The sequence below is a fragment of the Streptomyces sp. NK08204 genome, assembly GCF_020400585.1.
Taxonomy (GTDB): Bacteria; Actinomycetota; Actinomycetes; order Streptomycetales; family Streptomycetaceae; genus Streptomyces.
Genome location: NZ_JAINVF010000010.1, coordinates 121,358 through 147,351, shown reverse-complemented (window position 1 = coordinate 147,351; position 25,994 = coordinate 121,358). Strand labels below are relative to the sequence as shown.

Genomic DNA, 25,994 nt, shown 5'->3' with positions numbered 1-25,994 from the left:
GTATCAGACCGCCCTCATCAGCAGGGTCGCGGCGACCAGGAGGGCCGCGCCGCCGAACATCGAGACCGCGTAGGAGCGGGCGAAGCCGTTCTGGAGCCGGCGCAGCCGCCCGGACAGGCCGCCGAAGCCGGCCGCCGTGCCGTTGACGACTCCGTCGACCAGGGTGTGGTCGACGTAGACCAGGGAGCGCGTCAGATGCTCGCCGCCACGCACCAGGACGACGTGGTTGAAGTCGTCCTGGAGCAGGTCGCGCCGGGCGGCACGGGTGAGCAGGGAGCCGCGCGGGGCGACCACCGGGACGGGCTTGCGGCCGTACTGCGCCCAGGCGAGGCCGACGCCGACGACCAGGCAGACCATGGTCGCGGCGGTGACGGTCCCGGCGCTGATCGGCGAGTCGCCCTCGCTGTGCCCGGTGACCGGCTCCAGCCAGTGCACGAAGCGGTCGCCGATGCTGAAGAAGCCGCCGCCGAAGACCGAACCGACGGCCAGCACGATCATCGGGATCGTCATGACCTTGGGGGACTCGTGCGGGTGCGGCTCGGCGTGCTCACCGCGGTGCTCGGCGGCGGGCTCGGCGCTGGGCTCCTGCGGGGAGCGGGTGGGCTGGTTCTTCCAGCGTTCCTCTCCGAAGAACGTCATCAGCATCACGCGCGTCATGTAGAAGGCGGTGATGGCCGCGCCCAGCAGGGCCGTGCCGCCGAGGATCCAGCCCTCGGTGCCGCCCTTGGCGAAGGCCGCCTCGATGATCTTGTCCTTGGAGAAGAAGCCGGACAGACCCGGGAAGCCGATGATGGCGAGGTAGCCGAGGCCGAAGGTGACGAAGGTGACCGGCATGTACGTGCGCAGGCCGCCGTACTTGCGCATGTCGACCTCGTCGTTCATGCCGTGCATGACCGAACCGGCGCCGAGGAACAGCCCGGCCTTGAAGAAGCCGTGCGTCACCAGGTGCATGATCGCGAAGACGTAGCCGATGGGGCCGAGGCCCGCCGCGAGGACCATGTAGCCGATCTGCGACATGGTCGAGCCGGCCAGTGCCTTCTTGATGTCGTCCTTGGCGCAACCGACGATCGCACCGAACAGGAGCGTGACGGCGCCGACCACGGTGACGGCGAGCCGGGCGTCGGGGGCCGCGTCGAAGATGGCCCCGGAGCGGACGATCAGGTAGACGCCCGCGGTCACCATCGTCGCCGCGTGGATGAGCGCCGACACCGGGGTCGGGCCCTCCATGGCGTCCCCGAGCCAGGACTGCAGCGGCACCTGGGCCGACTTGCCGCACGCGGCGAGCAGCAGCATCAGGCCGATCGCGGTGAGCTTGCCCTCGGAGGTGTCACCGGTGTGGCTGAGGACCGGGCCGAACGCGAAGCTGCCGAAGGTGGTGAACATCAGCATGATCGCGATCGACAGGCCCATGTCGCCGACACGGTTGACCAGGAAGGCCTTCTTCGCGGCCGTGGCGGCGCTCGGCTTGTGCTGCCAGAAGCCGATCAGCAGGTACGAGGCGAGGCCGACGCCCTCCCAGCCGACGTACAGCAGCAGGTAGTTGTCGGCGAGGACCAGCAGCAGCATCGCCGCGAGGAACAGGTTCAGGTAGCCGAAGAAGCGACGGCGGCGCTCGTCGTGCTCCATATAGCCGACCGAGTAGAGGTGGATCAGCGAGCCGACGCCGGTGATCAGCAGGACGAACGTCATCGACAGCTGGTCCAGGCGGAAGGTGACGTCCGCCTGGAAGCCGGCCACCGGGACCCAGCTGAACAGGTGCTTGATGAGCGTGCGCTGGTCGGCGTCCTTGCCGAGCAGGTCGGCGAAGAGGATCACACCGAACACGAAGGAGGCGGCCGACAGCAGCGTGCCGATCCAGTGGCCGACGGCGTCGAGGCGCCGGCCGCCGACCAGGAGGACGGCCGCTCCGAGCAGGGGCGCCGCGATGAGCAGCGCGATCAGGTTCTCCACGATTCTTCCGACCCCTTACAGCTTCATCAGGCTGGCGTCGTCGACCGAGGCCGAGTGGCGGGTACGGAACAGCGACACGATGATCGCGAGGCCCACCACGACCTCCGCGGCGGCGACGACCATCGTGAAGAAGGCGATGATCTGGCCGTCGAGGTTGCCGTGCATCCGCGAGAAGGTGACGAACGCGAGGTTGCAGGCGTTGAGCATCAGCTCGACGCACATGAATACGACGATCGCGTTGCGCCTGATCAGCACCCCGGTCGCGCCGACGGTGAACAGGAGGGCGGCGAGGTAGAGGTAGTTGACGGGGTTCACTTCGACGCCTCCTCGGTCCGCTTGAACGTTGCCGGCTCGATCGCGGTCCGTTCCAGGCGCTCCTCGGCGCGCTGCTCCAGGGCCCGCAGGTCGTTCAGGGCCTCCGTCGACACGTCACGGATCTGGCCGCGCTCGCGCAGCGTCTTGTTGACGGTCAGCTCGGACGGGGTGCCGTCGGGGAGCAGGCCCGCGATGTCCACCGCGTTGTGCCGGGCGTAGACGCCGGGGGCGGGCAGCGGCGGCAGGTGCTTGCCCTCGCGGACGCGCTGTTCGGACAGCTCGCGCTGGGTCTTGGCGCGCTCGGTGCGCTCGCGGTGGGTGAGCACCATGGCGCCGACGGCGGCCGTGATCAGCAGGGCGCCGGTGATTTCGAAGGCGAAGACGTACTTGGTGAAGATGAGGGACGCGAGTCCCTCCACGTTTCCGTTCGCGTTCGCCCGGCCGGTGCCGCTGAACTCCTTCAGGGAGGCGTTCCCGATCCCGGCGAACAGCAGGACGCCGAAGCCGAGCCCGCACACGAGGGCCAGCCAGCGCTGCCCCTTGATGGTCTCCCTCAGCGAGTCCGCGGCCGTCACGCCGACGAGCATCACCACGAAGAGGAACAGCATCATGATCGCGCCCGTGTAGACGACGATCTGCACGATCCCCAGGAAGTAGGCGCCGTTGGCGAGGTAGAACACCGCCAGGACGATCATGGTCCCGGCGAGGCAGAGCGCGCTGTGCACGGCCTTCTTCATGAAGACGGTGCCCAGGGCGCCGAGCACCGCGACCGTGCCGAGCACCCAGAACTGGAAGGCCTCACCGGTGGAGGTGGTGTAGGCGGCGAGCTGCGCGCTCATGCCTCCACCTCCTGGTCCTCGGGCCGCTCCCCCTTGGACACGGCGACCTGGCGGACCGTGCCGGGCGCGGCCTGCGTCACCAGGCCCCGGTAGTAGTCCTGCTCGTCGGTCCCCGGGAAGATCGCGTGAGGGGTGTCGACCATGCCCTCTTCGAGGCCGGCGAGCAGCTGCTCCTTGGTGTAGATGAGGTTGGCGCGGCTGGAGTCGGCCAGTTCGAACTCGTTGGTCATCGTCAGCGCGCGCGTGGGGCACGCCTCGATGCACAGCCCGCACAGGATGCAGCGGGCGTAGTTGATCTGGTAGACGCGGCCGTACCGCTCGCCGGGCGAGTAGCGCTCCTCGTCGGTGTTGTCGGCGCCCTCCACGTAGATGGCGTCGGCGGGGCAGGCCCATGCGCACAGCTCACAGCCGACGCACTTCTCCAGGCCGTCCGGATGGCGGTTGAGCTGGTGCCGTCCGTGGAACCGCGGAGCCGTGGTCTTCTGCTGCTCCGGGTACTGCTCGGTCAGCCGCTTCTTGAACATGGCCTTGAAGGTCACGCCGAAGCCGGCCGCGGGGTTCAGGTAACCCGGCTTGGTGTCCTTGGGCTCTTCAGCCATCGGACGCCTCCTTCCCATCCGAAGATCCGTCACTGACAGTGTCCGACCCGCCACTGACAACCAGCTCCCGCTCCTGGCGTGGGCGGCGCCTCGGCACCGGCGGCAGCTCCTGTCCGGGCAGCGGGGGCACGGGGAACCCGCCCGCCATCGGGTCGAACGCGGTGGGCTGGGCCGTGGACTGCTCGGCGGCGCCCGCCTTCGCGCGGAACATGTCGGCGACGAAGGCGACCAGCAGCAGGGCGAGGACACCGCCGCCGACGTACAGGGCGATGTCGGCGAAGTCGTAGTTCTCGTTGCGCAGGGCCCGGACGGTCGCGACGAGCATCAGCCAGACCACGGAGACCGGGATGAGGACCTTCCAGCCGAGCTTCATCAGCTGGTCGTAGCGGACCCGCGGGAGCGAGGCGCGCACCCAGATGAAGACGAACAGCAGCAGCTGGATCTTGAGGACCATCCAGAGCATCGGCCACCAGCCGTGGTTGGCCCCCTGCCAGAAGGTGCTGACCGGCCACGGGGCCCGCCAGCCGCCGAGGAACAGGGTGCTCGCCACGGCCGAGACGGTCACCATGTTCGCGTACTCGGCGAGCATGAACAGCGCGAACTTGATGGACGAGTACTCGGTGTTGAAGCCGCCGACCAGGTCGCCCTCGGACTCCGGCATGTCGAACGGGGCGCGGTTGGTCTCGCCGATCATCGTGACGACGTAGAGGACGAACGAGACCGGCAGCAGCAGGATGTACCAGCGGTCCTGCTGCTGTTCGACGATCCTGGAGGTCGACATCGAGCCCGAGTAGAGGAACACGGAGGCGAACGCCGCACCCATGGCGATCTCGTACGAGATCATCTGGGCGCAGGAGCGCAGACCGCCGAGCAGCGGGTACGTCGATCCGGAACTCCAGCCCGCCAGGACGATGCCGTAGATGCCCACGGAGGCGGTCGCGAGGATGTAGAGCATCGCGATCGGCAGGTCGGTCAGCTGCATCGTGGTGCGGTGACCGAAGATCGAGATCTCGTTGCCGGCCGGGCCGAAGGGGATCACCGCGATCGCCATGAGGGCCGGGACGGTCATGATGACCGGCGCGAGGACGTAGACCACCTTGTCCGCGCGCTTGACGACGAGGTCTTCCTTGAGCATCAGCTTCACGCCGTCGGCGAGCGACTGGAGCATGCCCCAGGGGCCGTTCCGGTTGGGGCCGATCCGCAGCTGCATCCAGGCGACGACCTTGCGTTCCCAGACGATGGCGAACAGCACGGACGCCACGACGAAGGCGAAGCAGAACACCGCCTTGATGACGATCAGCCACCAGGGGTCGTGGCCGAACATCGAGAGGTTCTCAGCGGCGAGGTACGGGCTCGTGCCGCTCATGCCTCCACCTCCTTGAGGGCCTGTTCGGCGACTGCCGCCGGACCGATACGGACGAGGGAACCGGGCTGCGCCCCGGTGTCGGAGGCGACGCCGTGGCCGAGGGAGTTCAGCGGGAGCCAGACGACCCGGTCGGGCATCTCGGTGACCTGGAGCGGGAGTTCGACCGTGCCGGCGGGTCCGGTGACGGCGATGGGGCCGCCGTCCGTGACGCCGGCCTCGGCGGCCGTCGCGGGCGACACGCGCGCGCATGCGGCGTGCCGGGTTCCGGCGAGCGCCTCGTCGCCCTCCTGGAGGGAGCCCTGGTCGAGCAGCAGACGGTGCCCGGCGAGTACGGCCTCGCCGGCGGACGGCCGCGGCAGCACGCCCGCGGACTCCATCGGCTCGGCGGCGCGCGGCCCGTCCCAGGAGCCGAGCCGGTCGATCTCCGCGCGCGTGGTACGCAGATCCGGCAGGCCCAGGTGGACGTCCATGGCGTCGGCCAGCATCTGCAGCACGCGCCCGTCGGTCGGGGCGAGGCGGCGGGTCATCTGCTCGGGCTTGAGAGCGGCCTCGAAGAAGCGCACCCTGCCTTCCCAGTTGAGGAAGGTGCCCGCCTTCTCGGCGACCGCGGCCACCGGCAGGACGACGTCGGCGCGCTCGGTGACCTCGCTGGGCCGCAGCTCCAGCGACACGAGGAAGCCGACGTTCTCCAGGGCCTCACGCGCGCGTGCCGGGTCGGGCAGATCGGCGACCTCCACACCGGCGACGAGGAGTGCGGACAGCTCTCCGGTGGCGGCGGCCTCGATGATGTCGTGGGTGTCGCGGCCGTAGCGCAGCGGCAGTTCGGCCAGACCCCAGGCGGCGGCGACCTCCTCCCGCGCGCGCGGGTCGGTGGCCGGACGGCCGCCCGGCAGCAGCGACGGCAGCGCGCCGGTCTCGATCGCGCCGCGCTCCCCGGCGCGCCGCGGGATCCACACCAGCCGGGCACCGGTCGCGGTCGCGGCGCGTGCGACGGCGGTGAGGCCGCCGGCGACCCCGGCCAGCCGCTCGCCCACCACGATCACCGCGCCCTCGGCGCGCAGCGCCTCGGCGGCCCGTGTGCCCGGTTCCTCCAGGCCGACACCGCTCGCAAGGGCGTCCAGCCACTCGGTCTCGGTGCCGGGGGCGGCCGGCAGCAGCGTGCCGCCCGCCTTCTCAAGACCCCGGGTGGCGTGCGTGGCCAGCGCGAACACCTGCTGCTTGCGCTTGCGCCAAGCCTTGCGCAGGCGCAGGAAGACGCCGGGCGCCTCCTCCTCCGACTCGAGGCCGACGAGCAGGACGGCGGGCGCCTTCTCCAGGGAGGTGTACGTGACGCCCGTACCGTCGAGGTCACGGCCGCGGCCCGCCACACGGGACGCCAGGAAGTCGGCCTCCTCGCCGCTGTGCACGCGCGCGCGGAAGTCGATGTCGTTGGTGCCGAGGGCCACACGCGTGAACTTGCTGTAGGAGTAGGCGTCCTCGACGGTCAGCCGGCCGCCGATGAGGACGCCGGCCCGGGAGCGGGCGGCGGCAAGTCCGCGTGCCGCCGCCTGAAGCGCCTCCGGCCAGGACGCGGGCTCGAGGACCCCCTCGTCGTTACGGACGAGCGGGGTCTCGAGGCGGTCCTTGAGCTGCGCGTACCGGAACGCGAAGCGTCCCTTGTCGCAGATCCACTCCTCGTTGACCTCGGGGTCGTTGGCGGCGAGCCGCCGCATGACCTTGCCGCGCCGGTGGTCGGTGCGGGTGGCGCAGCCGCCGGAGCAGTGCTCGCACACGGAGGGCGAGGAGACGAGGTCGAAGGGGCGGGAGCGGAAACGATAGGCCGCCGAGGTCAGGGCACCGACCGGGCAGATCTGGATGGTGTTGCCGGAGAAGTACGACTCGAACGGGTCGCCCTCACCGGTGCCGACCTGCTGGAGCGCACCCCGCTCCAGCAGCTCGATCATCGGGTCGCCCGCGATCTCGTTGGAGAAACGGGTGCAGCGGGCGCACAGCACGCACCGCTCCCGGTCGAGCAGCACCTGCGTGGAGATCGGCACGGGCTTCTCATAGGTCCGCTTCCTGCCCTCGAAGCGGGACTCGGCGTTGCCGTGCGACATGGCCTGGTTCTGCAGCGGGCACTCGCCGCCCTTGTCGCAGACGGGGCAGTCCAGCGGGTGGTTGATGAGCAGCAGCTCCATCACGCCGTGCTGCGCCTTCTCGGCGACCGGCGAGGTGAGCTGGGTCTTGACGACCATGCCGTCGGTGCAGGTGATGGTGCACGACGCCACGGGCTTGCGCTGGCCCTCGACCTCGACGATGCACTGGCGGCAGGCGCCGGCCGGGGCCAGCAGGGGGTGGTCGCAGAAGCGCGGGATCTCGATGCCGAGCTGTTCGGCGGCCCGGATGACCAGGGTGCCCTTGGGCACGCTGATCTCGACGCCGTCGATCGTCAGCGTGACGAGGTCCTCCGGCGGGACCGCCGTCTCTCCCCCTCCGGCGGGAGAGCTTGTGGTCACGGTCATGCGTTCACCTCCGGGCGGTCCGCCCAGGCCGTCGACTTGGCCGGGTCGAAGGGGCAGCCCCGGCCCGTGATGTGCTGCTCGTACTCCTCGCGGAAGTACTTGAGCGAGGAGAAGATCGGGGACGCGGCGCCGTCGCCGAGGGCGCAGAACGACTTGCCGTTGACGTTGTCGGCGATGTCGGCGAGTTTGTCGAGGTCGGACATGACGCCCTTGCCCGCCTCGATGTCCCGCAGCAGCTGCACCATCCAGTACGTCCCTTCACGGCAGGGGGTGCACTTGCCGCAGGACTCGTGGGCGTAGAACTCGGTCCAGCGGGTCACCGCCCGCACCACACAGGTCGTCTCGTCGAAGCACTGCAGGGCCTTGGTGCCGAGCATGGAACCGGCGGCGGCCACTCCCTCGTAGTCGAGCGGGACGTCCAGGTGCTCGTCGGTGAACAACGGGGTCGAGGAGCCGCCCGGCGTCCAGAACTTGAGGCGGTGCCCGGGCCGCATGCCGCCGCTCATGTCGAGGAGCTGACGCAGCGTGATGCCGAGGGGGCCCTCGTACTGTCCGGGGCTCGCGACGTGGCCGCTGAGCGAGTAGAGCGTGAAGCCGGGCGACTTCTCGCTGCCCATCGACCTGAACCAGTCTTTGCCGTTTTGCAGGATGGCGGGAACCGACGCGATCGACTCGACGTTGTTCACAACAGTCGGACAGGCGTAGAGCCCTTCGACGGCTGGGAAAGGAGGACGGAGCCGCGGTTGACCACGGCGGCCTTCGAGCGAGTCGAGCAGCGCGGTCTCCTCACCGCAGATGTACGCGCCGGCGCCGGCGTGCACGGTGAGGTCGAGATCGAGTCCGCTGCCCAGGATGTTCTCGCCGAGGTAGCCCGCCGCGTAGGCCTCACGCACGGCCTCGTGCAACCGCCGCAGAACGGGGACGACTTCACCACGCAGATAGATGAAGGCATGAGACGACCTGATGGCATAGCACGCGATCACCATGCCCTCGATGAGGCTGTGCGGGTTCGCGAAGAGGAGCGGGATGTCCTTGCAGGTCCCGGGCTCCGATTCGTCGGCGTTGACAACTAGATAGTGCGGTTTCCCATCACCCTGCGGAATGAACTGCCACTTCATTCCGGTCGGGAACCCCGCGCCGCCGCGCCCGCGCAGTCCGGAGTCCTTGACGTACGCGATCACGTCGTCCGGTGACATCGCCAGCGCCTTGCGGAGCCCCTCGTACCCCTCGTGCCTCCGGTAGACGTCCAGAGTCCAGGACCGGTCCTCGTCCCAGAAGGCCGACAGCACGGGTGCGAGCAGCTTCTCCGGGCTGGTGTCCTTGAGTTCGGGTACCACGGTCATCACTCCCCCTCCTCCTCGGCGGTAGGCCCTGCCGGGTGGGCTGGGTCGGAGGCCGATGTCTCCAGCGGCGCGTCATGGGAACTGAGGTGCTCGGCCGGCGACGGTTCGTGCACCGCCTCCCGCGGCTCCTCAGCGGGACCGCCTCGCGGATGCACCACGCGCGCGGGTGCGGCCTCTCCCTTGGCCAGGCGGAGGCCCACCAGTGAGGCGGGGCCCGCGCCGCCGCTCTCCTCGACGGCCCCCGGCCGCTCGTCGGGGAAGCCCGCGAGGATCCGGGCGGTCTCCTTGAAGGTGCACAGCCGGGCCCCGCGCGTGGGCTGCACCGGCCGTCCCGCGCGGAGGTCGTCGACGAGGCGCTGAGCGCTCGCGGGCGTCTGGTTGTCGAAGAACTCCCAGTTGACCATCACGACCGGCGCGTAGTCGCAGGCCGCGTTGCACTCGATGTGCTCCAGGGTGACCTTGCCGTCGTCGGTGGTCTCGCCGTTGCCGACGCCCAGGTGCTCCTGGAGGGTCTCGAAGATCGCGTCGCCGCCCATCACCGCGCACAGCGTGTTGGTGCACACCCCGACCTGGTAGTCGCCGGAGGGCCCCCGCCGGTACATGGTGTAGAAGGTGGCCACGGCGGTGACCTCGGCCGTGGTCAGGCCCAGCATGTCCGCGCAGAACCGCATCCCGGTGCGCGTGACATGGCCCTCCTCCGACTGCACGAGGTGGAGCAGCGGCAGCAGGGCGGACCGGGAGTCGGGGTAGCGCGCGATCACCTCACGCGCGTCCGCCTCAAGCCGGGCCCGGACGTCGTCCGGGTAGGCGGGCGCGGGCAGTTCGGGCATGCCCAGGCTGACGCCCCGCTCCGAGGAACTGGTGGTCACCGGTCGACGCCTCCCATCACGGGGTCGATGGACGCGACGGCGACGATCACGTCGGCGACCTGGCCGCCCTCGCACATCGCCGCCATGGCCTGCAGGTTGGTGAAGGACGGGTCGCGGAAGTGGACCCGGTAGGGACGGGTGCCTCCGTCGGAGACGGCGTGCACCCCGAGTTCGCCCTTGGGGGACTCGACGGCCGCGTACGCCTGTCCCGGCGGTACGCGGAAGCCCTCGGTCACCAGCTTGAAGTGGTGGATCAGGGCCTCCATGGAAGTGCCCATGATCTTCTTGATGTGGTCGAGGGAGTTGCCGAGCCCGTCCGGTCCCAGGGCGAGCTGGGCGGGCCAGGCGATCTTCTTGTCGGCGACCATCACCGGGCCGGGCTGGAGCCGGTCCAGGCACTGCTCGACGATCCTGAGCGACTGGCGCATCTCCTCCAGGCGGATCAGGAAGCGGCCGTAGGCGTCGCAGGTGTCGGCGGTCGGGATCTCGAAGTCGTACGTCTCGTAGTCGCAGTACGGCTGGGTCTTGCGCAGGTCGTGCGGCAGGCCGGTGGCGCGCAGGATCGGGCCGGTGGCGCCGAGGGCCATGCAGCCGGCCAGGTCGAGGTAGCCGATGTCCTGCATGCGGGCCTTGAAGATGGGGTTCCCGGTGGCGAGCTTGTCGTACTCCGGGAGGTTCTTGTTCATCTTCTTCACGAACTCGCGGATCTGGTCCACCGCGCCGGGCGGCAGGTCCTGGGCGAGTCCGCCGGGCCGGATGTACGCGTGGTTCATCCGCAGGCCCGTGACCAGCTCGTAGAGGTCGAGAATCATTTCACGATCACGGAATCCGTAGATCATGATCGTGGTGGCGCCCAGTTCCATACCGCCGGTGGCGATGCACACCAGGTGGGAGGAGAGCCGGTTCAGCTCCATCAGGAGCACCCTGATGATCTTGGCGCGCTCGGTGATCTGGTCCTCGATGCCGAGGAGCTTCTCGACGGCGAGACAGTAGGCGGTCTCGTTGAAGAAGGACGTCAGGTAATCCATGCGCGTGACGAAGGTGGTGCCCTGCGTCCACGTGCGGAACTCGAGGTTCTTCTCGATGCCGGTGTGCAGGTAGCCGATGCCGCAGCGGGCCTCGGTGACCGTCTCGCCCTCGATCTCCAGGATCAGGCGGAGCACCCCGTGGGTGGAGGGGTGCTGGGGACCCATGTTGACGACGATGCGCTCGTCGTCGGCGCGGGCCGCGGACTGGACGATCTCGTCCCAGTCGCCACCGGTGACCGTATATACGGTGCCCTCGGTGGTCTCGCGCGCCGACGCGGCTGATGCTGACTGCGTGCTCACGAGTACGACCTCCGCTGGTCCGGAGCCGGGATCTGGGCGCCCTTGTACTCGACGGGGATGCCGCCGAGGGGGTAGTCCTTGCGCTGCGGATGGCCCTGCCAGTCGTCCGGCATCATGATCCGCGTCAGGGCGGGGTGACCGTCGAAGACGATGCCGAAGAAGTCGTAGGTCTCCCGCTCGTGCCAGTCGTTGGTCGGATAGACGGAGACCAGCGACGGGATGTGCGGGTCGGGTTCCGGGGCGCTGACTTCGACGCGGATCAGCCGGTTGTGGGTGATCGAGCGCAGGTGGTAGACGGCGTGCAGCTCGCGGCCCTTGTCGGCCGGGTAGTGGACGCCGCTGACGCCGGTGCACAGTTCGAAGCGCAGGGCCGGGTCGTCGCGCAGGGTGCGGGCGACGCGGACCAGGTGCTCGCGTTCGACGTGGAAGGTGATCTCGCCGCGGTCGACGACCGTCTTCTCGATGGCGTTGCCGGGGAGGAGTCCCTGCTCCTCCAGCGCGCCCTCGAGTTCGTCGGCGACCTCGTCGAACCAGCCGCCGTAGGGTCGGGTCGCCGGTCCCGGGAGCCGGACCGAGCGGACCAGGCCGCCGTAGCCGGACGTGTCGCCTCCGTTGTCGGCGCCGAACATGCCGCGCTGGACGCGGATCTCCTCGCCGCCCTGGCCGCGCCGGCCGGGGAGGTTGGAAGCCGAGAGGGCCTTCTCGGGGTTGACCCCGTTCGTACCCGTGGCGCCGTTGGTGCCGTTCGCGTCGCTCACCGCAGCAGCCCCTTCATCTCGATCGTGGGCAGGGCCTTGAGCGCCGCCTCCTCCGCCTCGCGGGCGGCTTCCTCGGCGTTCACGCCGAGCTTGGAGTTCTGGATCTTGTGGTGGAGCTTGAGGATCGCGTCCATCAGCATCTCGGGCCGGGGCGGACAGCCCGGGAGGTAGATGTCGACGGGGACGATGTGGTCGACGCCCTGGACGATCGCGTAGTTGTTGAACATGCCGCCCGAGGACGCGCAGACGCCCATGGAGATCACCCACTTCGGGTTGGGCATCTGGTCGTAGACCTGCCTGAGCACCGGCGCCATCTTCTGGCTGACCCGGCCGGCGACGATCATCAGGTCGGCCTGGCGCGGCGAGCCGCGGAAGACCTCCATGCCGAAGCGCGCCAGGTCGTACCGGCCCGCGCCGGTGGTCATCATCTCGATGGCGCAGCAGGCGAGGCCGAAGGTGGCGGGGAAGACGGACGCCTTGCGCACCCAGCCCGCGGCCTGCTCGACGGTGGTCAGCAGGAAGCCGCTCGGCAGCTTTTCTTCGAGTCCCATGTCAGTAGGCCCCTCAGTCCCATTCCAGGCCGCCGCGCCGCCATACGTACGCGTACGCGACGAAGACGGTGAGCACGAAGAGCAGCATCTCCACGAGCCCAAAGATCCCCAGGGCGTCGAAGGTGACGGCCCAGGGGTAGAGGAAGACGATCTCGATGTCGAAGACGATGAAGAGCATCGCCGTCAGGTAGTACTTGATGGGGAAGCGCCCGCCGCCGGCCGGCGTGGGGGTCGGCTCGATGCCGCACTCGTAGGCGTCGAGCTTGGCGCGGTTGTACCGCTTCGGACCGATCAGCGTGGCCATGACCACGGAGAAGATCGCAAAGCCTGCCCCGAGGGCTCCCAGTACGAGGATGGGCGCATACGCGTTCACCGCTCCTCGCTCCTCTCAGTCGGCGCTGACTGCTGGCGGTTGCACTGGGCTCGCGTCTGCCTCACCGGTCCCTCGAACCCCACGTGTCCCGGACGAAGATCGAGAACATGTGAAGCAGGTCACAAGCCCAACTGCCTCGCATCTTATGCCCGCCGCTCTGTGATCTGCGACACGGGGTATTCCACAAGCTTTGTGATCTCCACCACCTGACGAAGGATCATGAAGTCGGATGATGAGTGATCTTCGCACGCGAAGCGTTCAGCTGATCACCAGAAGTGACATTTTCGCTTGTCATCACAGGCCAGAGGGGGCGTCTCAATATCAAGAGAGTTCCGCTGCATGCAAATTGGCGCTGGACGCCACCCCTTGATAGAGGCACCCGTTCACACGTCGGAGGGAGGTGCGGGACGGGGTGTGGACGGCATCCGGGCGCGTGCACGCGTTCACGAACTCGCGCCCGCACAGGACGCGGCCTCCCCGGTGACCGTTCCGTGACCTCCGCCACACCGGCAAGTGATCTCCCAGAACCGGGCTTGGCCATCCACCCCAACCGATGGTAGGTGGGGGGCAATTCGGACGTAATGATCAAAGACCGTGATCAAGGGCTTGATCACCGGAGTCCGCTATGTCCGTTACGGCGTCAATAAAGAGCGACACGCCCGGGATTCAGTGTCTCGATTGAGCAACTGTGGCGCACGCCACGTTTCTTGAAGATATGAAGGAGCCCCTGGTACCGGTTGTTCTCATGCCCCACACCGCTCACATACGCAGCCACCGGAAGCCCCGCCGCAGCGCGTCCACCATCGCGATGCGGGCCGGAGTTGCCGGTGGCGTCCTCAGCACCCTGGCAGTCGCCGGGGCGTCCGGTTCGGCGAACGCGTCCGAGCCGGTGACGCAGACCCTCGAACTGCCCACCCTGACGGCCGATCTGGCCGCTCAGGTCGCCCAGTCCGCGGACGCCACCCAGCAGGTCGCCGCGAACTACGAGCTGCAGGCCGAGCGTGACACGGCCGCCGCAAACGCCGCGAAGCAGGCCAAGGCGGACCTTGCGAAGGCCAAGAAGAAGGCAGCGGAGGCCAAGAAGAAGGCCGAGGAGGCAGCCCGCCGGGAGGCCGCCGCCCGTGCCTCCCGCAGCGCGGAGCGGACGACGCTCTCCACCACGGCGAGCACCGGCACCGGCACCGGCACCGCCACCGCCACGAGCACCGGCACGAGCACCGGCACGTCCACGGCCACCGGTTCGGCCGCGACCGTCCTCGCCTTCGCCAAGGCGCAGATCGGCAAGAGCTACGTCCTGGGCGCCTCCGGGCCCAACGCATGGGACTGCTCCAGCCTCGTCCAGGCCGCCTTCAGGCAGGTCGGCGTCAGCCTGCCGCGCGTCTCCCAGGACCAGTCGACCGCCGGCACCCAGGTCTCGCTGAGCAACCTCCAGCCCGGCGACATCCTCTACTGGGGCAGCGCGGGCAGCGCCTACCACGTGGCGATCTACGCCGGTGACGGCATGTTCGTCGGCGCGCAGAACCCGTCCACCGGCATCGTCGAGAAGCCGCTGTCGTACGACCCGCCGACCGGCGCCGTGCGGGTGCTCTGAGCACACCCCGCACCTCTCTCGCACGCGTAGGGCCGCTGCCTCCCGGAGGCAGCGGCCTTTCGCTTCTCCTGGCAGGATGCGCGGACGGGCCGCCGCCCGGCGGTCCGGTCACGAGTGAAGGAGACCACGCGATGCCACGCGTGTTCGTACAGGGAGTCCCAGCCGGCTACCACCCCCGCCACACCCCCGAGGCCGGCCTCGGTGCGGTGCGCCGGATCACCGAGGTCGGTGAGGAGGTGCTGCACAAGCCGTGCCGGGACGTCACCGAGTTCGGGCCCGACCTCGCCGCGCTCATCCACGACATGTTCCGCACGCTGTACGTCGCCGAAGGGGCGGGACTGGCGGCGAATCAGGTCGGCGTGGACATGCGCCTGTTCGTTTACGACTGCCTTGACGACGAAGGAATCCGGCATGTCGGACACGTCGTCAATCCGGTGCTCGAGACGCCGCCGGCCGGACGACGGCTGCTGGTCGAGGGCGAGGGATGCCTGTCGGTGCCCGGTGCCGTGATGGACGTACCGCGGCCGGAGCGGGCCGTCGTGCGCGGACAGGACAAGGACGGCAACCCGCTGCTCGTGGAGGGCACGGGGTACTTCGCGCGCTGCCTCGCGCACGAGACCGACCACACCCAGGGGCACGTCTACCTGGACCGGCTCTCCAAGCGGGAGAAAAGGGACGCGCTGCGGCAGATGGCGGCCCGGCGGGACGAGGTGTACGCCCGCCGGGCCGTCATGGCCGGGGAACTGAGGGCGCTCAGGCCTTGGGGACAGCCTTCGTCAGGGCGTTGATGATGCGGTCCATGGCGTCGCCGCCCGTGGGGTCGGTGAGGTTCGCGAGGAGCTTCTGGACGAACTTCATCAGCATCGGGTGTGTGAGCCCGCGCTGCGCCGCGATCTGCATGATCTTCGGGTTGCCGATGAGCTTCACGAAGGCACGGCCGAGGGTGTAATAGCCGCCGTAGGTGTCCTTGAGGACGCGCGGGTAGCGCTGCAGGGCGATCTCGCGCTGGGCGGGTGTGGCCCGCGCGTGGGCCTGGACGATGACGTCGGCGGCGATCTGGCCGGACTCCATGGCGTAGGCGATGCCCTCGCCGTTGAAGGGGTTCACCAGGCCGCCGGCGTCGCCGACGAGCAGCAGGCCCTTGGTGTAGTGCGGCTGGCGGTTGAAGGCCATGGGCAGGGCGGCGCCACGGATCGGGCTGGTCATGTTCTCGGGGGTGTAGCCCCACTCCTCGGGCATGGAGGCGCACCATGCCTTGAGGACCTCGCGCCAGTCCAGCTCCCGGAAGGCGGAGGAGGAGTTGAGGATGCCCAAGCCCACGTTGGAGGTGCCGTCGCCCATGCCGAAGATCCAGCCGTAGCCGGGCAGCAGACGGTCCTGGTGACCGCGGCGGTCCCACAGCTCCAGCCAGCCCTCCAGGTAGTCGTCGTCGTGGCGGGGCGAGGTGAAGTACGTGCGCACCGCGACGCCCATGGGGCGGTCCTCGCGGCGGTGCAGGCCCATGGCGAGGGACAGGCGGGTGGAGTTGCCGTCGGCGGCGACGACGAGCGGCGCGTGGAAGGTGACCTCGCGCTTGTCCTCACCGAGCTTGGCGGTCACACCGGTGATGCGTCCGGTGCGGTCGTCGACGATCGGCCCGGTCACGTTGCAGTGCTCGTGCAGGCGTGCCCCGGCCTTCTGGGCCTGGCGGGCGAGCTGCTCGTCGAAGTCGTCACGCTTGCGGACCAGCCCGTAGTCCGGGAAGGAGGCGAGTTCCGGCCAGTCGAGCTGGAGACGGACGCCGCCACCGATGATGCGCAGGCCCTTGTTGCGCAGCCAGCCGGCCTCTTCCGAGACGTCGATGCCCATCGCGACGAGCTGCTTGACGGCGCGCGGGGTGAGGCCGTCGCCGCAGACCTTCTCCCGGGGGAACTCGGTCTTCTCCAGCAGGAGGACGTCAAGTCCGGACCTGGCAAGGTGGTACGCGGTCGTGGAGCCGCCTGGCCCCGCGCCCACGACGATCACATCGGCGGTGTAGTCGGAGAGGGGCTCGGTCACGGCGGGATCTCCCCAAGGCTCGAAATCTGCGTGCCGACCGGCACTGGACATGGGCAGTCTATTCAGCAGAATTGATCACCCGGCTGAAGGGCTGCCTCCGTGAACCGACCTCTCCCCGCGGTACGACTGCGCGTTCCCACCCACGAGGACGCGGTCGCCTGGCACCGGTTGTTCGCCGACCCCGAGGTCATGGAGTTCTACGGCGGCAAGGCGGCGGCGCTGGCCGACTACGAGGAACTCACCGCGCGCCAGCGGCGGCACGACGCTGAGCGCGGTTTCTGCCTGTGGACGATGCTGGACGAGTCCGGCGAGGTCATCGGTTTCACCGGCGCCCAGCCCTGGCGGCCGGACTGGGGCCCTGTAGGAGAGGTGGAGATCGGCTGGAGGCTCGGTCGAGCGCACTGGGGCAAGGGGTACGTCACGGCAGCCGCGAAGGAGACCCTGGAGCGGGTCCGGGCGGCCGGTGTACCGGGTGTGGTGGCGATGGTCAGGGCGGGCAACGAGCGGTCGGTCGCGGTGACCCGGCGGCTCGGCATGCAGCCCGCGGAGACCTACACCCACCCTGTGCTCAACGAGCCGGCGCACTGCTTCCGGCTCACCTTCGACTGACAGAGAGTAGTCGTTCGTCACAGAAAGACACCGACTCCTTCCGGGTGATACGCCCCGGAGTTACCCTGCCAGTACCGCTGGGGGTGACATCTGTGCGCATAACACCCAAGACACCCGACGTGTGCGTCCCGCGGCTGGTCGGGCTGATGGCCGTGGACGCACGCGAAACGGCCCGGGCGCGGGGCCTGTCCCTGAGCGCGCCGGACCGCCCGGACTTCCTCCGCACGGTCGTCGACTACGTCGAACGCCAGTACCCGCAGCCCGGGGCCGAGGTGCCGCGGGACTCCATGGTGTACGTGTGGTTCGACTTCAAGGAGGGCGAGGGCGGCGGAGGGGTGCGCGAGCCGCGCATCCCCAGGCCGCCCACGGGTGGGCTGCAACGGGAACTGGACGAGCACGGCGACCCGTACGCCGTGGCCGGGTTCAGCTCTCCTTGAAACCCCGGTGCAGCGCGACCACACCGCCGGTGAGGTTGCGCCAGGCCACCTTCGACCAGCCCGCCGTGCGCAGCTGCCCGGCGAGGGCGGGCTGGTCGGGCCAGGCACGGATGGACTCGGCGAGGTAGACGTACGCGTCCGGGTTCGAGGACACCGCACGCGCGACCGGCGGCAGCGCCCGCATCAGGTACTCGGTGTAGACCGTCCGGAAGGGCGCCCAGGTCGGGTGCGAGAACTCACAGATCACCACGCGTCCGCCGGGCCGGGTCACCCGGTACATCTCGCGCAGGGCCGCGCCCGTGTCCTGCACGTTGCGCAGCCCGAAGGAGATCGTGACGGCGTCGAAGGTGTCGTCCTTGAACGGCAGCCGGGTCGCGTCGCCCGCGGTGAACGGCAGCCAGGCGTGGTTCTTCTTGCCGACCCGGAGCATCCCGAGGGAGAAGTCGCAGGGGACGACGTAGGCCCCGGTCTGCGCGAACGGCAGCGAGGAAGTGGCCGTACCGGCCGCCAGATCCAGCACCTTCTGCGCGGGGCGCGCGTCGACCGCCTTCGCCACCTCCCTGCGCCAGATCCGGTCCTGGCCGAGCGACAGCACGTCGTTCGTCAGGTCGTACCGTTCCGCCACGTCATCGAACATCGAGGCGACTTCGTGCGGCTGCTTGTTCAAGGAAGCGCGGGTCACCCGCCCATTGTTGCAGCCCCGGTTCGCCGGACCGCGCGCGGCTCAGCGTCCCCGGTACACCAGCCGCCCGGCGACGACGGTCGCGACGCACGTACCGGCGCCACGCTCCGCCAGTTCCGCCTCGTCGCGGACGTCGAAGACGGCGAAGCGGGCGGCGGAGCCCCGGTCGCGCGGGGGCGCGAACACCACCGGTACCCCGGCGGCGAACGGGTCGAGGGACGGGACGCCGGCCGGCCGGCCATGACGGCCCGCGAGCACGAGTCCGGTGCGCTGGACGGCGTCCCGGACCGCGCGGTTGCGCAGGGGGTCGCAGGCCGCCGCGACCGTGCCGTGCGCCAGCATCCGCTGCACACCGCGCCGGGCGCTCGCACCCCACCGGACGTCGTCCGGCGCGAGCGCCGCCAGCGCGTCCCCGGTCAGCGGTTCGGTGCCCAGCTCGTCGGCCTCCCGGGGATCCGGGTGGTACGCCTCCTCCAGCAGCTCGGTGCCGTGCGGGTTGACGAGTCCGGACGTGAGGATGCCGGGCCACTCGCGCACGCGGGCGTGCGGATGCGCGGCGGTCAGCTCGTCCAGGAGCCCGGTGTCCGCGATCCGCTCGCCACTGACAGCGAGGGCACGGCCCCGGGAGTCGGCGTGAATGGTCAGCACGGCGGGGTCAGTTGGTGGCCAGCAGCTTCAGCTCGGGGTGGGCGGTGCCGCCCTCGATGGCCGTGGAGGAGATGTGGGAGACCACGCGGTCGTCGATGGGGTCGTTCGCCGGGTCGTCGTGCACGACGAGGTGCTCGTACGTCGTCGAGCGCTGCGCCGGCACGCGGCCCGCCTTCCTGATCAGGTCGATGATCTCCAGGCGGTTGGAGCGGTGCTTGGCGCCCGCCGAGGAGACCACGTTCTCCTCCAGCATGATGGAGCCGAGGTCGTCCGCGCCGTAGTGCAGGGACAGCTGGCCGACCTCCTTGCCGGTGGTCAGCCAGGAGCCCTGGATGTGCCGGACGTTGTCGAGGAAGAGGCGGGCGATCGCGATCATCCGCAGGTACTCGAAGATCGTGGCCTGGGTGCGGCCCTTGAGGTGGTTGTTCTCGGGCTGGTAGGTGTACGGGATGAACGCCCGGAAGCCGCCGGTGCGGTCCTGCACGTCACGGATCATCCGCAGGTGCTCGATACGCTCGGCGTTGGTCTCGCCGGTGCCCATCAGCATGGTGGAGGTGGACTCCACACCCAGCCCGTGCGCGATCTCCATGATCTCCAGCCAGCGCTCGCCGCTCTCCTTGAGCGGCGCGATGGCCTTGCGCGGGCGCGCGGGCAGCAGTTCGGCGCCGGCGCCCGCGAAGGAGTCGAGACCGGCCTCGTGGATACGGGTGATGGCCTCCTCGACCGACACCCCGCTGATCCGGGCCATGTGCTCGACCTCGGAGGCGCCCAGCGAGTGGATCACCAGCTGCGGGAAGGCCTCCTTGATGGCCCGGAAGTGCTCCTCGTAGTACTCGACGCCGTAGTCCGGGTGGTGGCCGCCCTGGAACATGATCTGGGTGCCGCCCAGTTCGACGGTCTCCGCGCAGCGGCGCAGGATGTCGTCGAGGCCGCGGGTCCAGCCCTCCTCGGTGTCCTTCGGGGCCGCGTAGAACGCGCAGAACCGGCACGCGGTGACGCACACGTTCGTGTAGTTGATGTTGCGCTCGATGATGTACGTGGCGATGTGCTCGACACCCGCGTACATACGGCGGCGTACGGCGTCGGCGGCGGCGCCCAGCGCGTGCAGCGGCGCGTCCCGGTAGAGGACGAGCGCCTCCTCGGGCGTGATGCGTCCGCCCGCGGCGGCTCGGTCGAGTACGGCTGTGACATCTACGGAAGCGAAGTCGGCCTTCTCGGACACCGGGCGTCCCTTTCGTCAAGGGTGTTGGACGGACCGAACCAGCCTACGCCAGCCGTGTCCGCCGCCCCCCGTCAGGCCGCGCGGGCGCCGACGAGCAGCCCGGCGAGCGCACCGGCCAGCAGGAACGGCCCGAACGGGATGGCCGTCCCGCGCCCCGCCCGCCGGGCGAGCACGAGCGCACCGCCGTAGAGCGCGCCCAGCAGGAACCCGAGGAAGGCGCCGAGCAGCACGGTCGGCCAGCCGTACCAGCCGAGGGCGGTGCCCATGCCGAACGCCAGTTTCACATCGCCGAACCCCATGCCGGACGGGTTGACGCGGTGCAGCGCGCAGTAGCCGCCGCCGAGCGCGAGGGTGCCGTACAGCGCGGTGAGCCAGTGGCCGGCGTGGTCGGGCAGCAGCGCGGCCAGGCCGAGCAGGGCGAGGGCGGTTGCCGCGAGCGGCAGGGTCAGCGGGTCCGGCAGCCGCTGCACCCGCAGGTCCACGACGGCCAGCAGGACGCCGACGGGCGCGAGCAGCAGCCACACCGCCAACTCGGGCCGGGCGCCGGTGGCGGCGGCGAGGCCGGCACAGGTGACGGCGGTGACGAGGGCAGGGGCGGCGGAGCCGGAGGCGGCGGGCGCGGGGCAGTCGGCGCAGCGGGCGCCGCCGAGCCAGCCCCGGATCGGGTGGCCGCTCGGGCACCGCTCCCGCCACGGCTCGTCCGCCGGCACGGCGAAGCGGTACGCGGCGCGGGGCAGCAGCGCGCCCGCCGCCGCGCCCCAGAGGGCGGCACCGAGGACGAGCAGCCAGGACCCCACCTAGTCGACCCTTGACATCCGGGCAACCGGGTTGCCTTCGGCCGAACTGTCCGAGGTGTAGCGCAGGTCGTCGCCGACGGGGGTCAACTCGACCTGGTGGGCGGTGGGGTTGCAGCCCGGGTGGTTGTTCTTGGCGCCCACCGCCGTGGCCACGACTCGGCTCTTCGTGACCTTCTTGAGGGTGAGGACGTCGGTGCAGACGGCGCCGAGCCGGTCGGTCTGCCGCATCTTCCCCAGCTCCTCGCCGGGATCGGCCTGGTGGACGGTGACCCGGAAGGTGCCCATGGCAAGGGTGCCGCCGAGTCCGGTCGCCCGGCCCTCCCAGGTGCCGAGGTAGCGGTCCGGGACGGAGCCGGGCCGCCCGCCGCCCTGGGGCGGGTCGCCGGCGGTGGAGGGGGGTGCGCCGGCGGTGGAGGGGGGTGCGCCGGCGCCGTCCGTCGCGCTCGGTGCCGGGGAGTACGGGGCGGGAGCGCTGCCGGCCTCGGTCGTACCGCCGCCGGACCACGACTGCAGCAGCGCCCCGAGCCCCACGGAAACGGAGGCCAGCGCCCCGGCGACCGCCAGCGCCACCGTGCAGCTGATCCGCCGTCCGCGACCGCCGTCGGGCTCCGAGTTCGCCGACACGCTGACGGTCAGCTTCCCCGGTGGCGCCGAGGCGTCCCGCGGCCCGGGTACGACCGTGGGGGCTCCGAGGGCCACGGCCCCGGGACCGGTGTCGGCCGCCCCACCGGGCCCCATCACGGGAGGGGGCCCGAACACACCCACGGCGGAAGGGGCGACGGGCCCGAAGGTGCCGAACTGACCGCTGCTCCCGAATGCTCCCGACCCTGGTCCCGAACCCGACCCTGGTCCCGAACCCGAGTCCGGTCCCGAACCGGATCCCGCTCCTCCGTTTGCCGAAACCCCGTTGACCCCGTCCGCCGAAGCCCCGTTGAGCCCGTCCACAGAAGGGCTGGTGAACTCCACCGGCCCGGACGGTGTCGGATCCGCTGCCGCCGTCTCCAGGTTCAGCAGGTGCACGGCCCTGCGGCTGACCTGTTCCACCAAGGGGCCCGGGAGCCAGCCGGACGCGACCAGGCGGGCGGCCCCCTCGGGGGCGAGCCGGTGGCTCACCTCGGCGGGGGCGGGCCGGGAGGCGGGGTCCTTGGCCAGGCAGGCCTGGGCCACCTCCCGCAACACTCCGGTCAGCCGGCCCAGTTCCGGCTCCTCGTGGACGACCTTGTACAGGAGCGCGGCCGAGGTGTCACCGGAGAAGGGCGGTTCGCCGGTGGCCGCGTAGGCGAGCACCGCGCCGAGGGAGAAGACGTCCGCCGCGCCTGTCGTGCTCCGGCCGAGGATCTGCTCGGGAGACATATAGCCCGGCGAGCCGACCGACGCGCCCGTGGAGGTCAGGGATGCCGTGCCGTCCGTGGCCCGGGCGATGCCGAAGTCGATGAGGAGGGGGCCGTCGAGGGTCAGCAGCACGTTGGACGGCTTGACGTCCCGGTGGACGAGGGCCAGTTCATGCACCGCGGTGAGCGCCTCGGCGAGGCCCGCACCCAGGGCCCGTACCGAAAGAGCCGGCAGTGGGCCGCTGTCGGCGACGGCCGCCGCCAGGGACGGTCCCGCCGCGTACGCCGTGGCGACCCAGGGCACCGCGGCCTGCGGGTCCGCGTCCAGCACGGGCGCGGTCCAGGCGCCGCCCACCCGCCGCGCGGCCTCCACCTCGCGCCGGAACCGGGCCCGGAACTCCTCGTCGAGCGCGAAGTGCGGGTGCACTATCTTCACGGCGACGGTACGGCCGCCCGCGCTGCGGCCCAGATAGACCCGGCCCATGCCGCCGGAGCCGAGCCGGCCGAGCAGCCGGTAGGGTCCCACGGCCGCCGGTTCGTCGGCTCCGAGCGGCTGCATGGCGAGCACCTCTCCCCCCGTACGCCTGACTGCCCGCCTCGCAGCGTACCGGCAGCACGACGGCCGCGGCTGGACGGCCGCGGCTGGACGGCCGCGGCTGGACGGCCGCGGCTGGACGGCCACGGCCGGAGACCATGGCTGGACCGGCTACGGCTGGAGCAGATCCACCTTCACGTCCGCCGGGAACCCGGTCGACGGTCCCACCCGGCGCGCGAACTCGGCGACCGCCTCCAGTTGCGGGGCGCCGAAGCTGAAGTCGAGGGTGGTGAAGTACTCCTCCAGGGTGGCCTCGTCGAAGGTCTCCCAGCGGGCCGCCTGTTCGGCGACCTTGCCGACCTCCTCCAGGGAGAGGTTGCGGGAGGCGAGGAACGCCTCGTGGACCCGGCGGGTGATGAACGGCTCGCGCTCCAGGTAGTCACGGCGGGCCGCCCACACAGCGAAGACGAACGGCAGCCCGGTCCACTCCTTCCACAGCGCGCCCAGGTCGTGCACGGTCAGCCCGAAACGCGGGCCGTCGATGAGGTTGGCGCGCAGGGCCGCGTCGCCGATGAGGACGGCGGCCTCCGCCTCCTGCATCATCAGGCTGAGGTCGGGCGGGCAGGCGTAGTAGTCGGGCTGGACGCCGTAGCGCTCGGCGAGCAGGAGCTGGGCGAGCCGCACCGAGGTCCGCGAGGTCGAGCCCAGCGCGACCCGGGCGCCGTCGAGCCGGTCGAGCGGGACCTGGGAGACGATCACGCAGGACATCACCGGGCCGTCGCAGCCGACGGCGATGTCCGGGAAGGCGACGAGATCGTCGGCGTTCTTCAGGAACTCGACCAGGGTGATGGGCCCGATGTCGAGGTCGCCGCGCACCAGCCCCTCGCTGAGCCTCTCCGGCGTGTCCTTCGTCAGCTCGAAGTCGAGGAGCGTGCCGGTTCTCGCGAGCCCCCAGTACAGGGGCAGGCAGTTCAGGAACTGGATGTGGCCCACGCGCGGCCGGGTGCGAGAATTGTCCACATCGCGAGACTAGACCCCGTGCCGTACCGTGCTGAGACCGACCCCGCCGTCAAACGGACTACCCGGGCGTCAAACATCCGGGTGAAGTGATCTTGCCCTCTATTGCTTTCCGGTGCCCGCGTGCTACGCTCGCAGCAAGTTGCAGTTTGGTTTCCCTTGCAGTACAGAGCCTGCGGAGCATGTGACCGCGGGCTCTCGTCGTTTTCAGACATATGCAGTTGTGCGGCAACGTTTCACACTTGCAGGTTCTGGAGCAGGGCAAACCCTTTGTGAGCCCAAGGAGGGCTTATATGGCTACCGGAACCGTTAAGTGGTTCAACGCCGAAAAGGGCTTTGGCTTCATCGCCCAGGAGGGCGGCGGCCCCGACGTCTTCGTTCACTACTCCGCGATCAACGCCACGGGTTTCCGCTCCCTCGAAGAGAACCAGCAGGTGAGCTTTGACGTGACCCAGGGTCCGAAGGGCCCGCAGGCGGAGAACGTCACCCCGGTCTGAACCACTGCCTGACCGCAGAACCCAAGACCTGAGAGCAGTACCCAAGGAGCCCCGCGCCGCTCGGCGACGGGGCTCCTGCCTTTTCCCCGGTCTCTGTCTTTTCCGGTTCATTTCCGGTTCATCTGTGCCCCCCGAAGTTCAGATGTGCTGCATGATGAGAACGAACTTCGTTCCGGCGGCGAGCGCCTCGTACGCGTGCGGGACGTCCCCGCGGTACGACATGTAGTCACCGGGGCCCAGCTCCACGCCTTCCCCGCGAGGCCCGGCCTTCACTTTCCCCTCGCTGACCACGATGTGCTCGGTGGTCCCCGGAATGTGCGGTTCGGAATCCCGCACGGTCCCCGGCTCCAGCCACACGTAGTAAATGTCCCGGCGCGCACCCGGCGGGCACGCGGAGAGCAGCGACGCCAGATAACTGGACCGGTCGGAGTGGACCGTGGGGCCCTCGCCGGCCCGGATCACCTGAACGGCGGGCGCGGGCGGCTCCACGAGTGCGCTGAAGGGCACCCCGAGGGCGACCGCGAGCGCCCAGATCGTCTCCATGCTCGGATTCCCGCTCGCGGCCTCCAGCTGGGACAGCGTCGACTTCGCGATTCCGGCACGCTTGGCCAGCTCGGACAGAGACAGGCCCACGCGGGTGCGCTCGCGCCTGAGAGACGCGGCGATCCACTCCATCGGGAGCCGTGCGGATGCCTCGGACATGTCGGTGTTCGCTCCATCGGTATGATCGTTCGGCTTGACGAACGAAGGCCTGCTGTCCATTGTAGGAAACATGCGTTCGCTTCTCCGAACACCCGAGGACGCCTCCCTCGTCCGGGACAGCTCACTCGTCTGGCTGGCCAGCGGCATCGTCGGCCTCTCCTTCGGAGCCGTCTCCGTCGCCGGCGGACTGCCGGTGTGGGTGCCGGTGCTGATGTCCCTCGTCGTGTACGCCGGGTCCGCACAGTTCAGCGCGGTCGGCATCCTGATCGCCGGGGGCGGACCGCTGGCCGCGGCAGCCACCGGGCTGCTGCTGAACACCCGAACGGCCGCCTTCAGCCTCGCCGTCGCCGACATCCTCGGCACCGGCCGCGTGGGCCGCTTCCTCGGCGCCCACCTCGTCACCGACGAAACGGTCGCCTTCGCCCTCGCCCAGCCCGACCCGGCGCGGCAGCGCAGGGCCTTCTGGATCTCCGGGCTCGGCCTGTTCGCCGTGTGGAACACCGGCGTACTGGCGGGCGCCCTCGCGGGCAGCGCCCTCGGCGACACCGCGCGGTACGGCCTGGACGCGGCCTTCCCCGCCGTTCTGGTGGCTCTGGTCCTGCCCACGGTGCGTGCGGACGCGACGGTACGGAGGTGTGCCCTGCTCGGCGCGGCGATCGCCCTCGCGGTGACACCTGCGGTGCCTGCCGGAGCACCCGTGCTGCTCGCCCTGGCGGGGCTGCTCCTGCACCGCCGGCAGTCGCCTGCGCAGGCCGCCGCATGAACGCCACCGTCGTGGTGATCCTCGCGCTGGCGGTGGGCACGTACGCCTTCCGACTGGTGGGACCCGTGCTGCACGGGCGGGTGGAGATACCGGCGCGGGTGCAGGAGCTGGCCATGGCCGGGGCCGTGGTTCTGCTCGTCGCCCTGCTGGCGACGGGAGCGCTTGCCGAGGACGGCGGATTTGCGGGATGGGCCCGGCCCGCCGGGGTGTCGGCAGGGGCTGTGCTGGCGTGGCGGAAGGCACCGTTCGCCGTGGTGGTCGTGGGGGCGGCGGGGGTCACGGCGCTGTTGCGGGCGGCCGGGATCGCCTGATTTTCTGCCAACCCGCGCAGCGG

27 protein-coding genes are annotated in these 25,994 nt (G+C 70.2%); 7 read left to right on the top strand and 20 right to left on the bottom strand.

Going from position 1 to position 25,994, the window contains the following annotated elements; all coding sequences use genetic code 11:
* Positions 1–3: 3 nt before the first annotated feature.
* From nuoL to K7G59_RS17920, 12 genes are read right to left on the bottom strand one after another with little or no spacing between them, the layout of a single operon-like run.
* Positions 4–1,950: an NADH-quinone oxidoreductase subunit L gene (gene nuoL, locus K7G59_RS17975; RefSeq protein ID WP_225835399.1), complete on the bottom strand. Its 1,947-nt coding sequence runs from the start codon at positions 1,948–1,950 to the stop codon at positions 4–6.
* A 15-nt stretch (positions 1,951–1,965) separates the two neighbouring features.
* Complete coding sequence (gene nuoK / locus K7G59_RS17970) at positions 1,966–2,265, bottom strand: NADH-quinone oxidoreductase subunit NuoK (protein ID WP_225835393.1); 300 nt, start codon at positions 2,263–2,265, stop codon at positions 1,966–1,968.
* A complete protein-coding gene (locus tag K7G59_RS17965; RefSeq protein WP_225835390.1) occupies positions 2,262–3,104 on the bottom strand; it encodes an NADH-quinone oxidoreductase subunit J in 843 nt (280 codons plus the stop codon). Before K7G59_RS17965 ends, nuoK begins: the two co-directional genes overlap by 4 nt.
* Positions 3,101–3,703: an NADH-quinone oxidoreductase subunit NuoI gene (nuoI, locus tag K7G59_RS17960; RefSeq protein ID WP_225835388.1), complete on the bottom strand. Its 603-nt coding sequence runs from the start codon at positions 3,701–3,703 to the stop codon at positions 3,101–3,103. Before nuoI ends, K7G59_RS17965 begins: the two co-directional genes overlap by 4 nt.
* The gene (nuoH, locus tag K7G59_RS17955; protein ID WP_225835386.1) at positions 3,696–5,069 is read right to left on the bottom strand and encodes an NADH-quinone oxidoreductase subunit NuoH; all 1,374 of its coding nucleotides are present in this window, start codon (positions 5,067–5,069) and stop codon (positions 3,696–3,698) included. Before nuoH ends, nuoI begins: the two co-directional genes overlap by 8 nt.
* Positions 5,066–7,570, bottom strand: a complete 2,505-nt coding sequence (locus K7G59_RS17950; protein ID WP_225835377.1) for an NADH-quinone oxidoreductase subunit G — start codon at positions 7,568–7,570, stop codon at positions 5,066–5,068. The genes nuoH and K7G59_RS17950 overlap by 4 nt, the downstream gene beginning before the upstream one ends.
* Entirely contained in the window at positions 7,567–8,913 is a 1,347-nt protein-coding gene (gene nuoF, locus K7G59_RS17945; RefSeq protein ID WP_263976438.1) for an NADH-quinone oxidoreductase subunit NuoF, read from the bottom strand. The genes K7G59_RS17950 and nuoF overlap by 4 nt, the downstream gene beginning before the upstream one ends.
* Positions 8,913–9,782, bottom strand: coding sequence for an NADH-quinone oxidoreductase subunit NuoE (gene nuoE, locus K7G59_RS17940; RefSeq protein ID WP_225835373.1), 870 nt, complete (start codon positions 9,780–9,782; stop codon positions 8,913–8,915). The genes nuoF and nuoE overlap by 1 nt, the downstream gene beginning before the upstream one ends.
* Positions 9,779–11,110, bottom strand: coding sequence for an NADH-quinone oxidoreductase subunit D (locus tag K7G59_RS17935; RefSeq protein ID WP_225835371.1), 1,332 nt, complete (start codon positions 11,108–11,110; stop codon positions 9,779–9,781). Before K7G59_RS17935 ends, nuoE begins: the two co-directional genes overlap by 4 nt.
* Positions 11,107–11,868, bottom strand: a complete 762-nt coding sequence (locus K7G59_RS17930; protein ID WP_225835369.1) for an NADH-quinone oxidoreductase subunit C — start codon at positions 11,866–11,868, stop codon at positions 11,107–11,109. Before K7G59_RS17930 ends, K7G59_RS17935 begins: the two co-directional genes overlap by 4 nt.
* A complete protein-coding gene (locus K7G59_RS17925; RefSeq protein ID WP_055635348.1) occupies positions 11,865–12,419 on the bottom strand; it encodes an NADH-quinone oxidoreductase subunit B family protein in 555 nt (184 codons plus the stop codon). Before K7G59_RS17925 ends, K7G59_RS17930 begins: the two co-directional genes overlap by 4 nt.
* 13 nt (positions 12,420–12,432) lie before the next feature.
* The gene (locus K7G59_RS17920; RefSeq protein WP_053654533.1) at positions 12,433–12,792 is read right to left on the bottom strand and encodes an NADH-quinone oxidoreductase subunit A; all 360 of its coding nucleotides are present in this window, start codon (positions 12,790–12,792) and stop codon (positions 12,433–12,435) included.
* Positions 12,793–13,537: 745 nt separating this feature from the next.
* Between K7G59_RS17920 and K7G59_RS17915 the strand changes: the two genes are divergently transcribed.
* Both K7G59_RS17915 and def read left to right on the top strand, forming a co-directional pair.
* Positions 13,538–14,383 carry a C40 family peptidase gene (locus tag K7G59_RS17915; protein WP_225835357.1) on the top strand — a complete coding sequence of 282 codons (846 nt, stop codon included), beginning with the start codon at positions 13,538–13,540 and terminating at the stop codon, positions 14,381–14,383.
* Positions 14,384–14,514: 131 nt separating this feature from the next.
* Positions 14,515–15,171 (top strand): peptide deformylase, encoded by a 657-nt coding sequence (gene def, locus K7G59_RS17910; RefSeq protein WP_225835355.1) that lies wholly within the window; start codon positions 14,515–14,517, stop codon positions 15,169–15,171.
* Here the strand turns inward: def and K7G59_RS17905 are convergent.
* Positions 15,137–16,471 (bottom strand): geranylgeranyl reductase family protein, encoded by a 1,335-nt coding sequence (locus tag K7G59_RS17905; RefSeq protein ID WP_225835352.1) that lies wholly within the window; start codon positions 16,469–16,471, stop codon positions 15,137–15,139. The genes def and K7G59_RS17905 overlap by 35 nt on opposite strands.
* 48 nt (positions 16,472–16,519) lie before the next feature.
* Here K7G59_RS17905 and K7G59_RS17900 point away from each other — a divergent pair, with 48 nt between their 5' ends.
* A complete protein-coding gene (locus tag K7G59_RS17900) occupies positions 16,520–17,029 on the top strand; it encodes a GNAT family N-acetyltransferase (protein WP_225835351.1) in 510 nt (169 codons plus the stop codon).
* A 92-nt stretch (positions 17,030–17,121) separates the two neighbouring features.
* Positions 17,122–17,466: a PASTA domain-containing protein gene (locus tag K7G59_RS17895; protein ID WP_374114244.1), complete on the top strand. Its 345-nt coding sequence runs from the start codon at positions 17,122–17,124 to the stop codon at positions 17,464–17,466.
* On the opposite strand, the gene K7G59_RS17890 is transcribed toward K7G59_RS17895, so the two are convergent.
* The 6 genes from K7G59_RS17890 to K7G59_RS17865 all read right to left on the bottom strand — a co-directional run bounded on the left by K7G59_RS17890 (position 17,453) and on the right by K7G59_RS17865 (position 23,701).
* Positions 17,453–18,148: a demethylmenaquinone methyltransferase gene (locus K7G59_RS17890; RefSeq protein ID WP_225835349.1), complete on the bottom strand. Its 696-nt coding sequence runs from the start codon at positions 18,146–18,148 to the stop codon at positions 17,453–17,455. The two genes, K7G59_RS17895 and K7G59_RS17890, sit on opposite strands and share 14 nt — an antisense overlap.
* 42 nt (positions 18,149–18,190) lie before the next feature.
* On the bottom strand, positions 18,191–18,796 hold the full coding sequence (locus tag K7G59_RS17885) for a hypothetical protein (protein ID WP_225835348.1): 606 nt from the start codon (positions 18,794–18,796) through the stop codon (positions 18,191–18,193).
* A 7-nt stretch (positions 18,797–18,803) separates the two neighbouring features.
* Positions 18,804–20,018 carry a cyclic dehypoxanthinyl futalosine synthase gene (gene mqnC, locus K7G59_RS17880; RefSeq protein WP_225835347.1) on the bottom strand — a complete coding sequence of 405 codons (1,215 nt, stop codon included), beginning with the start codon at positions 20,016–20,018 and terminating at the stop codon, positions 18,804–18,806.
* A 71-nt stretch (positions 20,019–20,089) separates the two neighbouring features.
* Complete coding sequence (locus K7G59_RS17875) at positions 20,090–20,815, bottom strand: A24 family peptidase (protein WP_225835346.1); 726 nt, start codon at positions 20,813–20,815, stop codon at positions 20,090–20,092.
* Positions 20,816–22,705: a serine/threonine-protein kinase gene (locus K7G59_RS17870; protein WP_225835345.1), complete on the bottom strand. Its 1,890-nt coding sequence runs from the start codon at positions 22,703–22,705 to the stop codon at positions 20,816–20,818.
* A 147-nt stretch (positions 22,706–22,852) separates the two neighbouring features.
* A complete protein-coding gene (locus K7G59_RS17865; protein ID WP_225835344.1) occupies positions 22,853–23,701 on the bottom strand; it encodes a menaquinone biosynthetic enzyme MqnA/MqnD family protein in 849 nt (282 codons plus the stop codon).
* Between the two features lie 290 nt (positions 23,702–23,991).
* Here K7G59_RS17865 and K7G59_RS17860 point away from each other — a divergent pair, with 290 nt between their 5' ends.
* A complete protein-coding gene (locus K7G59_RS17860; RefSeq protein ID WP_004984723.1) occupies positions 23,992–24,195 on the top strand; it encodes a cold-shock protein in 204 nt (67 codons plus the stop codon).
* Between the two features lie 138 nt (positions 24,196–24,333).
* Here the strand turns inward: K7G59_RS17860 and K7G59_RS17855 are convergent, their stop codons facing one another.
* Positions 24,334–24,897 carry a helix-turn-helix domain-containing protein gene (locus K7G59_RS17855; RefSeq protein WP_225835343.1) on the bottom strand — a complete coding sequence of 188 codons (564 nt, stop codon included), beginning with the start codon at positions 24,895–24,897 and terminating at the stop codon, positions 24,334–24,336.
* A 70-nt stretch (positions 24,898–24,967) separates the two neighbouring features.
* Between K7G59_RS17855 and K7G59_RS17850 the strand changes: the two genes are divergently transcribed.
* Both K7G59_RS17850 and K7G59_RS17845 read left to right on the top strand, forming a co-directional pair.
* A complete protein-coding gene (locus tag K7G59_RS17850; protein ID WP_225835342.1) occupies positions 24,968–25,660 on the top strand; it encodes an AzlC family ABC transporter permease in 693 nt (230 codons plus the stop codon).
* A complete protein-coding gene (locus tag K7G59_RS17845; RefSeq protein ID WP_225835340.1) occupies positions 25,657–25,971 on the top strand; it encodes an AzlD domain-containing protein in 315 nt (104 codons plus the stop codon). Before K7G59_RS17850 ends, K7G59_RS17845 begins: the two co-directional genes overlap by 4 nt.
* Positions 25,972–25,994: the final 23 nt, after the last annotated feature.

Coding starts and splice junctions, on each gene's coding strand:
- K7G59_RS17965 (WP_225835390.1), bottom strand. CDS start 3,104: ATGAGCGCGCAGCTCGCCGCCTACACCACCTCCACCGGTGAGGCCTTC.
- nuoI (WP_225835388.1), bottom strand. CDS start 3,703: ATGGCTGAAGAGCCCAAGGACACCAAGCCGGGTTACCTGAACCCCGCG.
- nuoH (WP_225835386.1), bottom strand. CDS start 5,069: ATGAGCGGCACGAGCCCGTACCTCGCCGCTGAGAACCTCTCGATGTTC.
- K7G59_RS17950 (WP_225835377.1), bottom strand. CDS start 7,570: ATGACCGTGACCACAAGCTCTCCCGCCGGAGGGGGAGAGACGGCGGTC.
- nuoF (WP_263976438.1), bottom strand. CDS start 8,913: ATGACCGTGGTACCCGAACTCAAGGACACCAGCCCGGAGAAGCTGCTC.
- K7G59_RS17925 (WP_055635348.1), bottom strand. CDS start 12,419: ATGGGACTCGAAGAAAAGCTGCCGAGCGGCTTCCTGCTGACCACCGTC.
- K7G59_RS17915 (WP_225835357.1), top strand. CDS start 13,538: ATGCCCCACACCGCTCACATACGCAGCCACCGGAAGCCCCGCCGCAGC.
- def (WP_225835355.1), top strand. CDS start 14,515: ATGCCACGCGTGTTCGTACAGGGAGTCCCAGCCGGCTACCACCCCCGC.
- K7G59_RS17905 (WP_225835352.1), bottom strand. CDS start 16,471: ATGTCCAGTGCCGGTCGGCACGCAGATTTCGAGCCTTGGGGAGATCCC.
- K7G59_RS17870 (WP_225835345.1), bottom strand. CDS start 22,705: ATGCAGCCGCTCGGAGCCGACGAACCGGCGGCCGTGGGACCCTACCGG.
- K7G59_RS17860 (WP_004984723.1), top strand. CDS start 23,992: ATGGCTACCGGAACCGTTAAGTGGTTCAACGCCGAAAAGGGCTTTGGC.
- K7G59_RS17855 (WP_225835343.1), bottom strand. CDS start 24,897: ATGTCCGAGGCATCCGCACGGCTCCCGATGGAGTGGATCGCCGCGTCT.
- K7G59_RS17850 (WP_225835342.1), top strand. CDS start 24,968: ATGCGTTCGCTTCTCCGAACACCCGAGGACGCCTCCCTCGTCCGGGAC.
- K7G59_RS17845 (WP_225835340.1), top strand. CDS start 25,657: ATGAACGCCACCGTCGTGGTGATCCTCGCGCTGGCGGTGGGCACGTAC.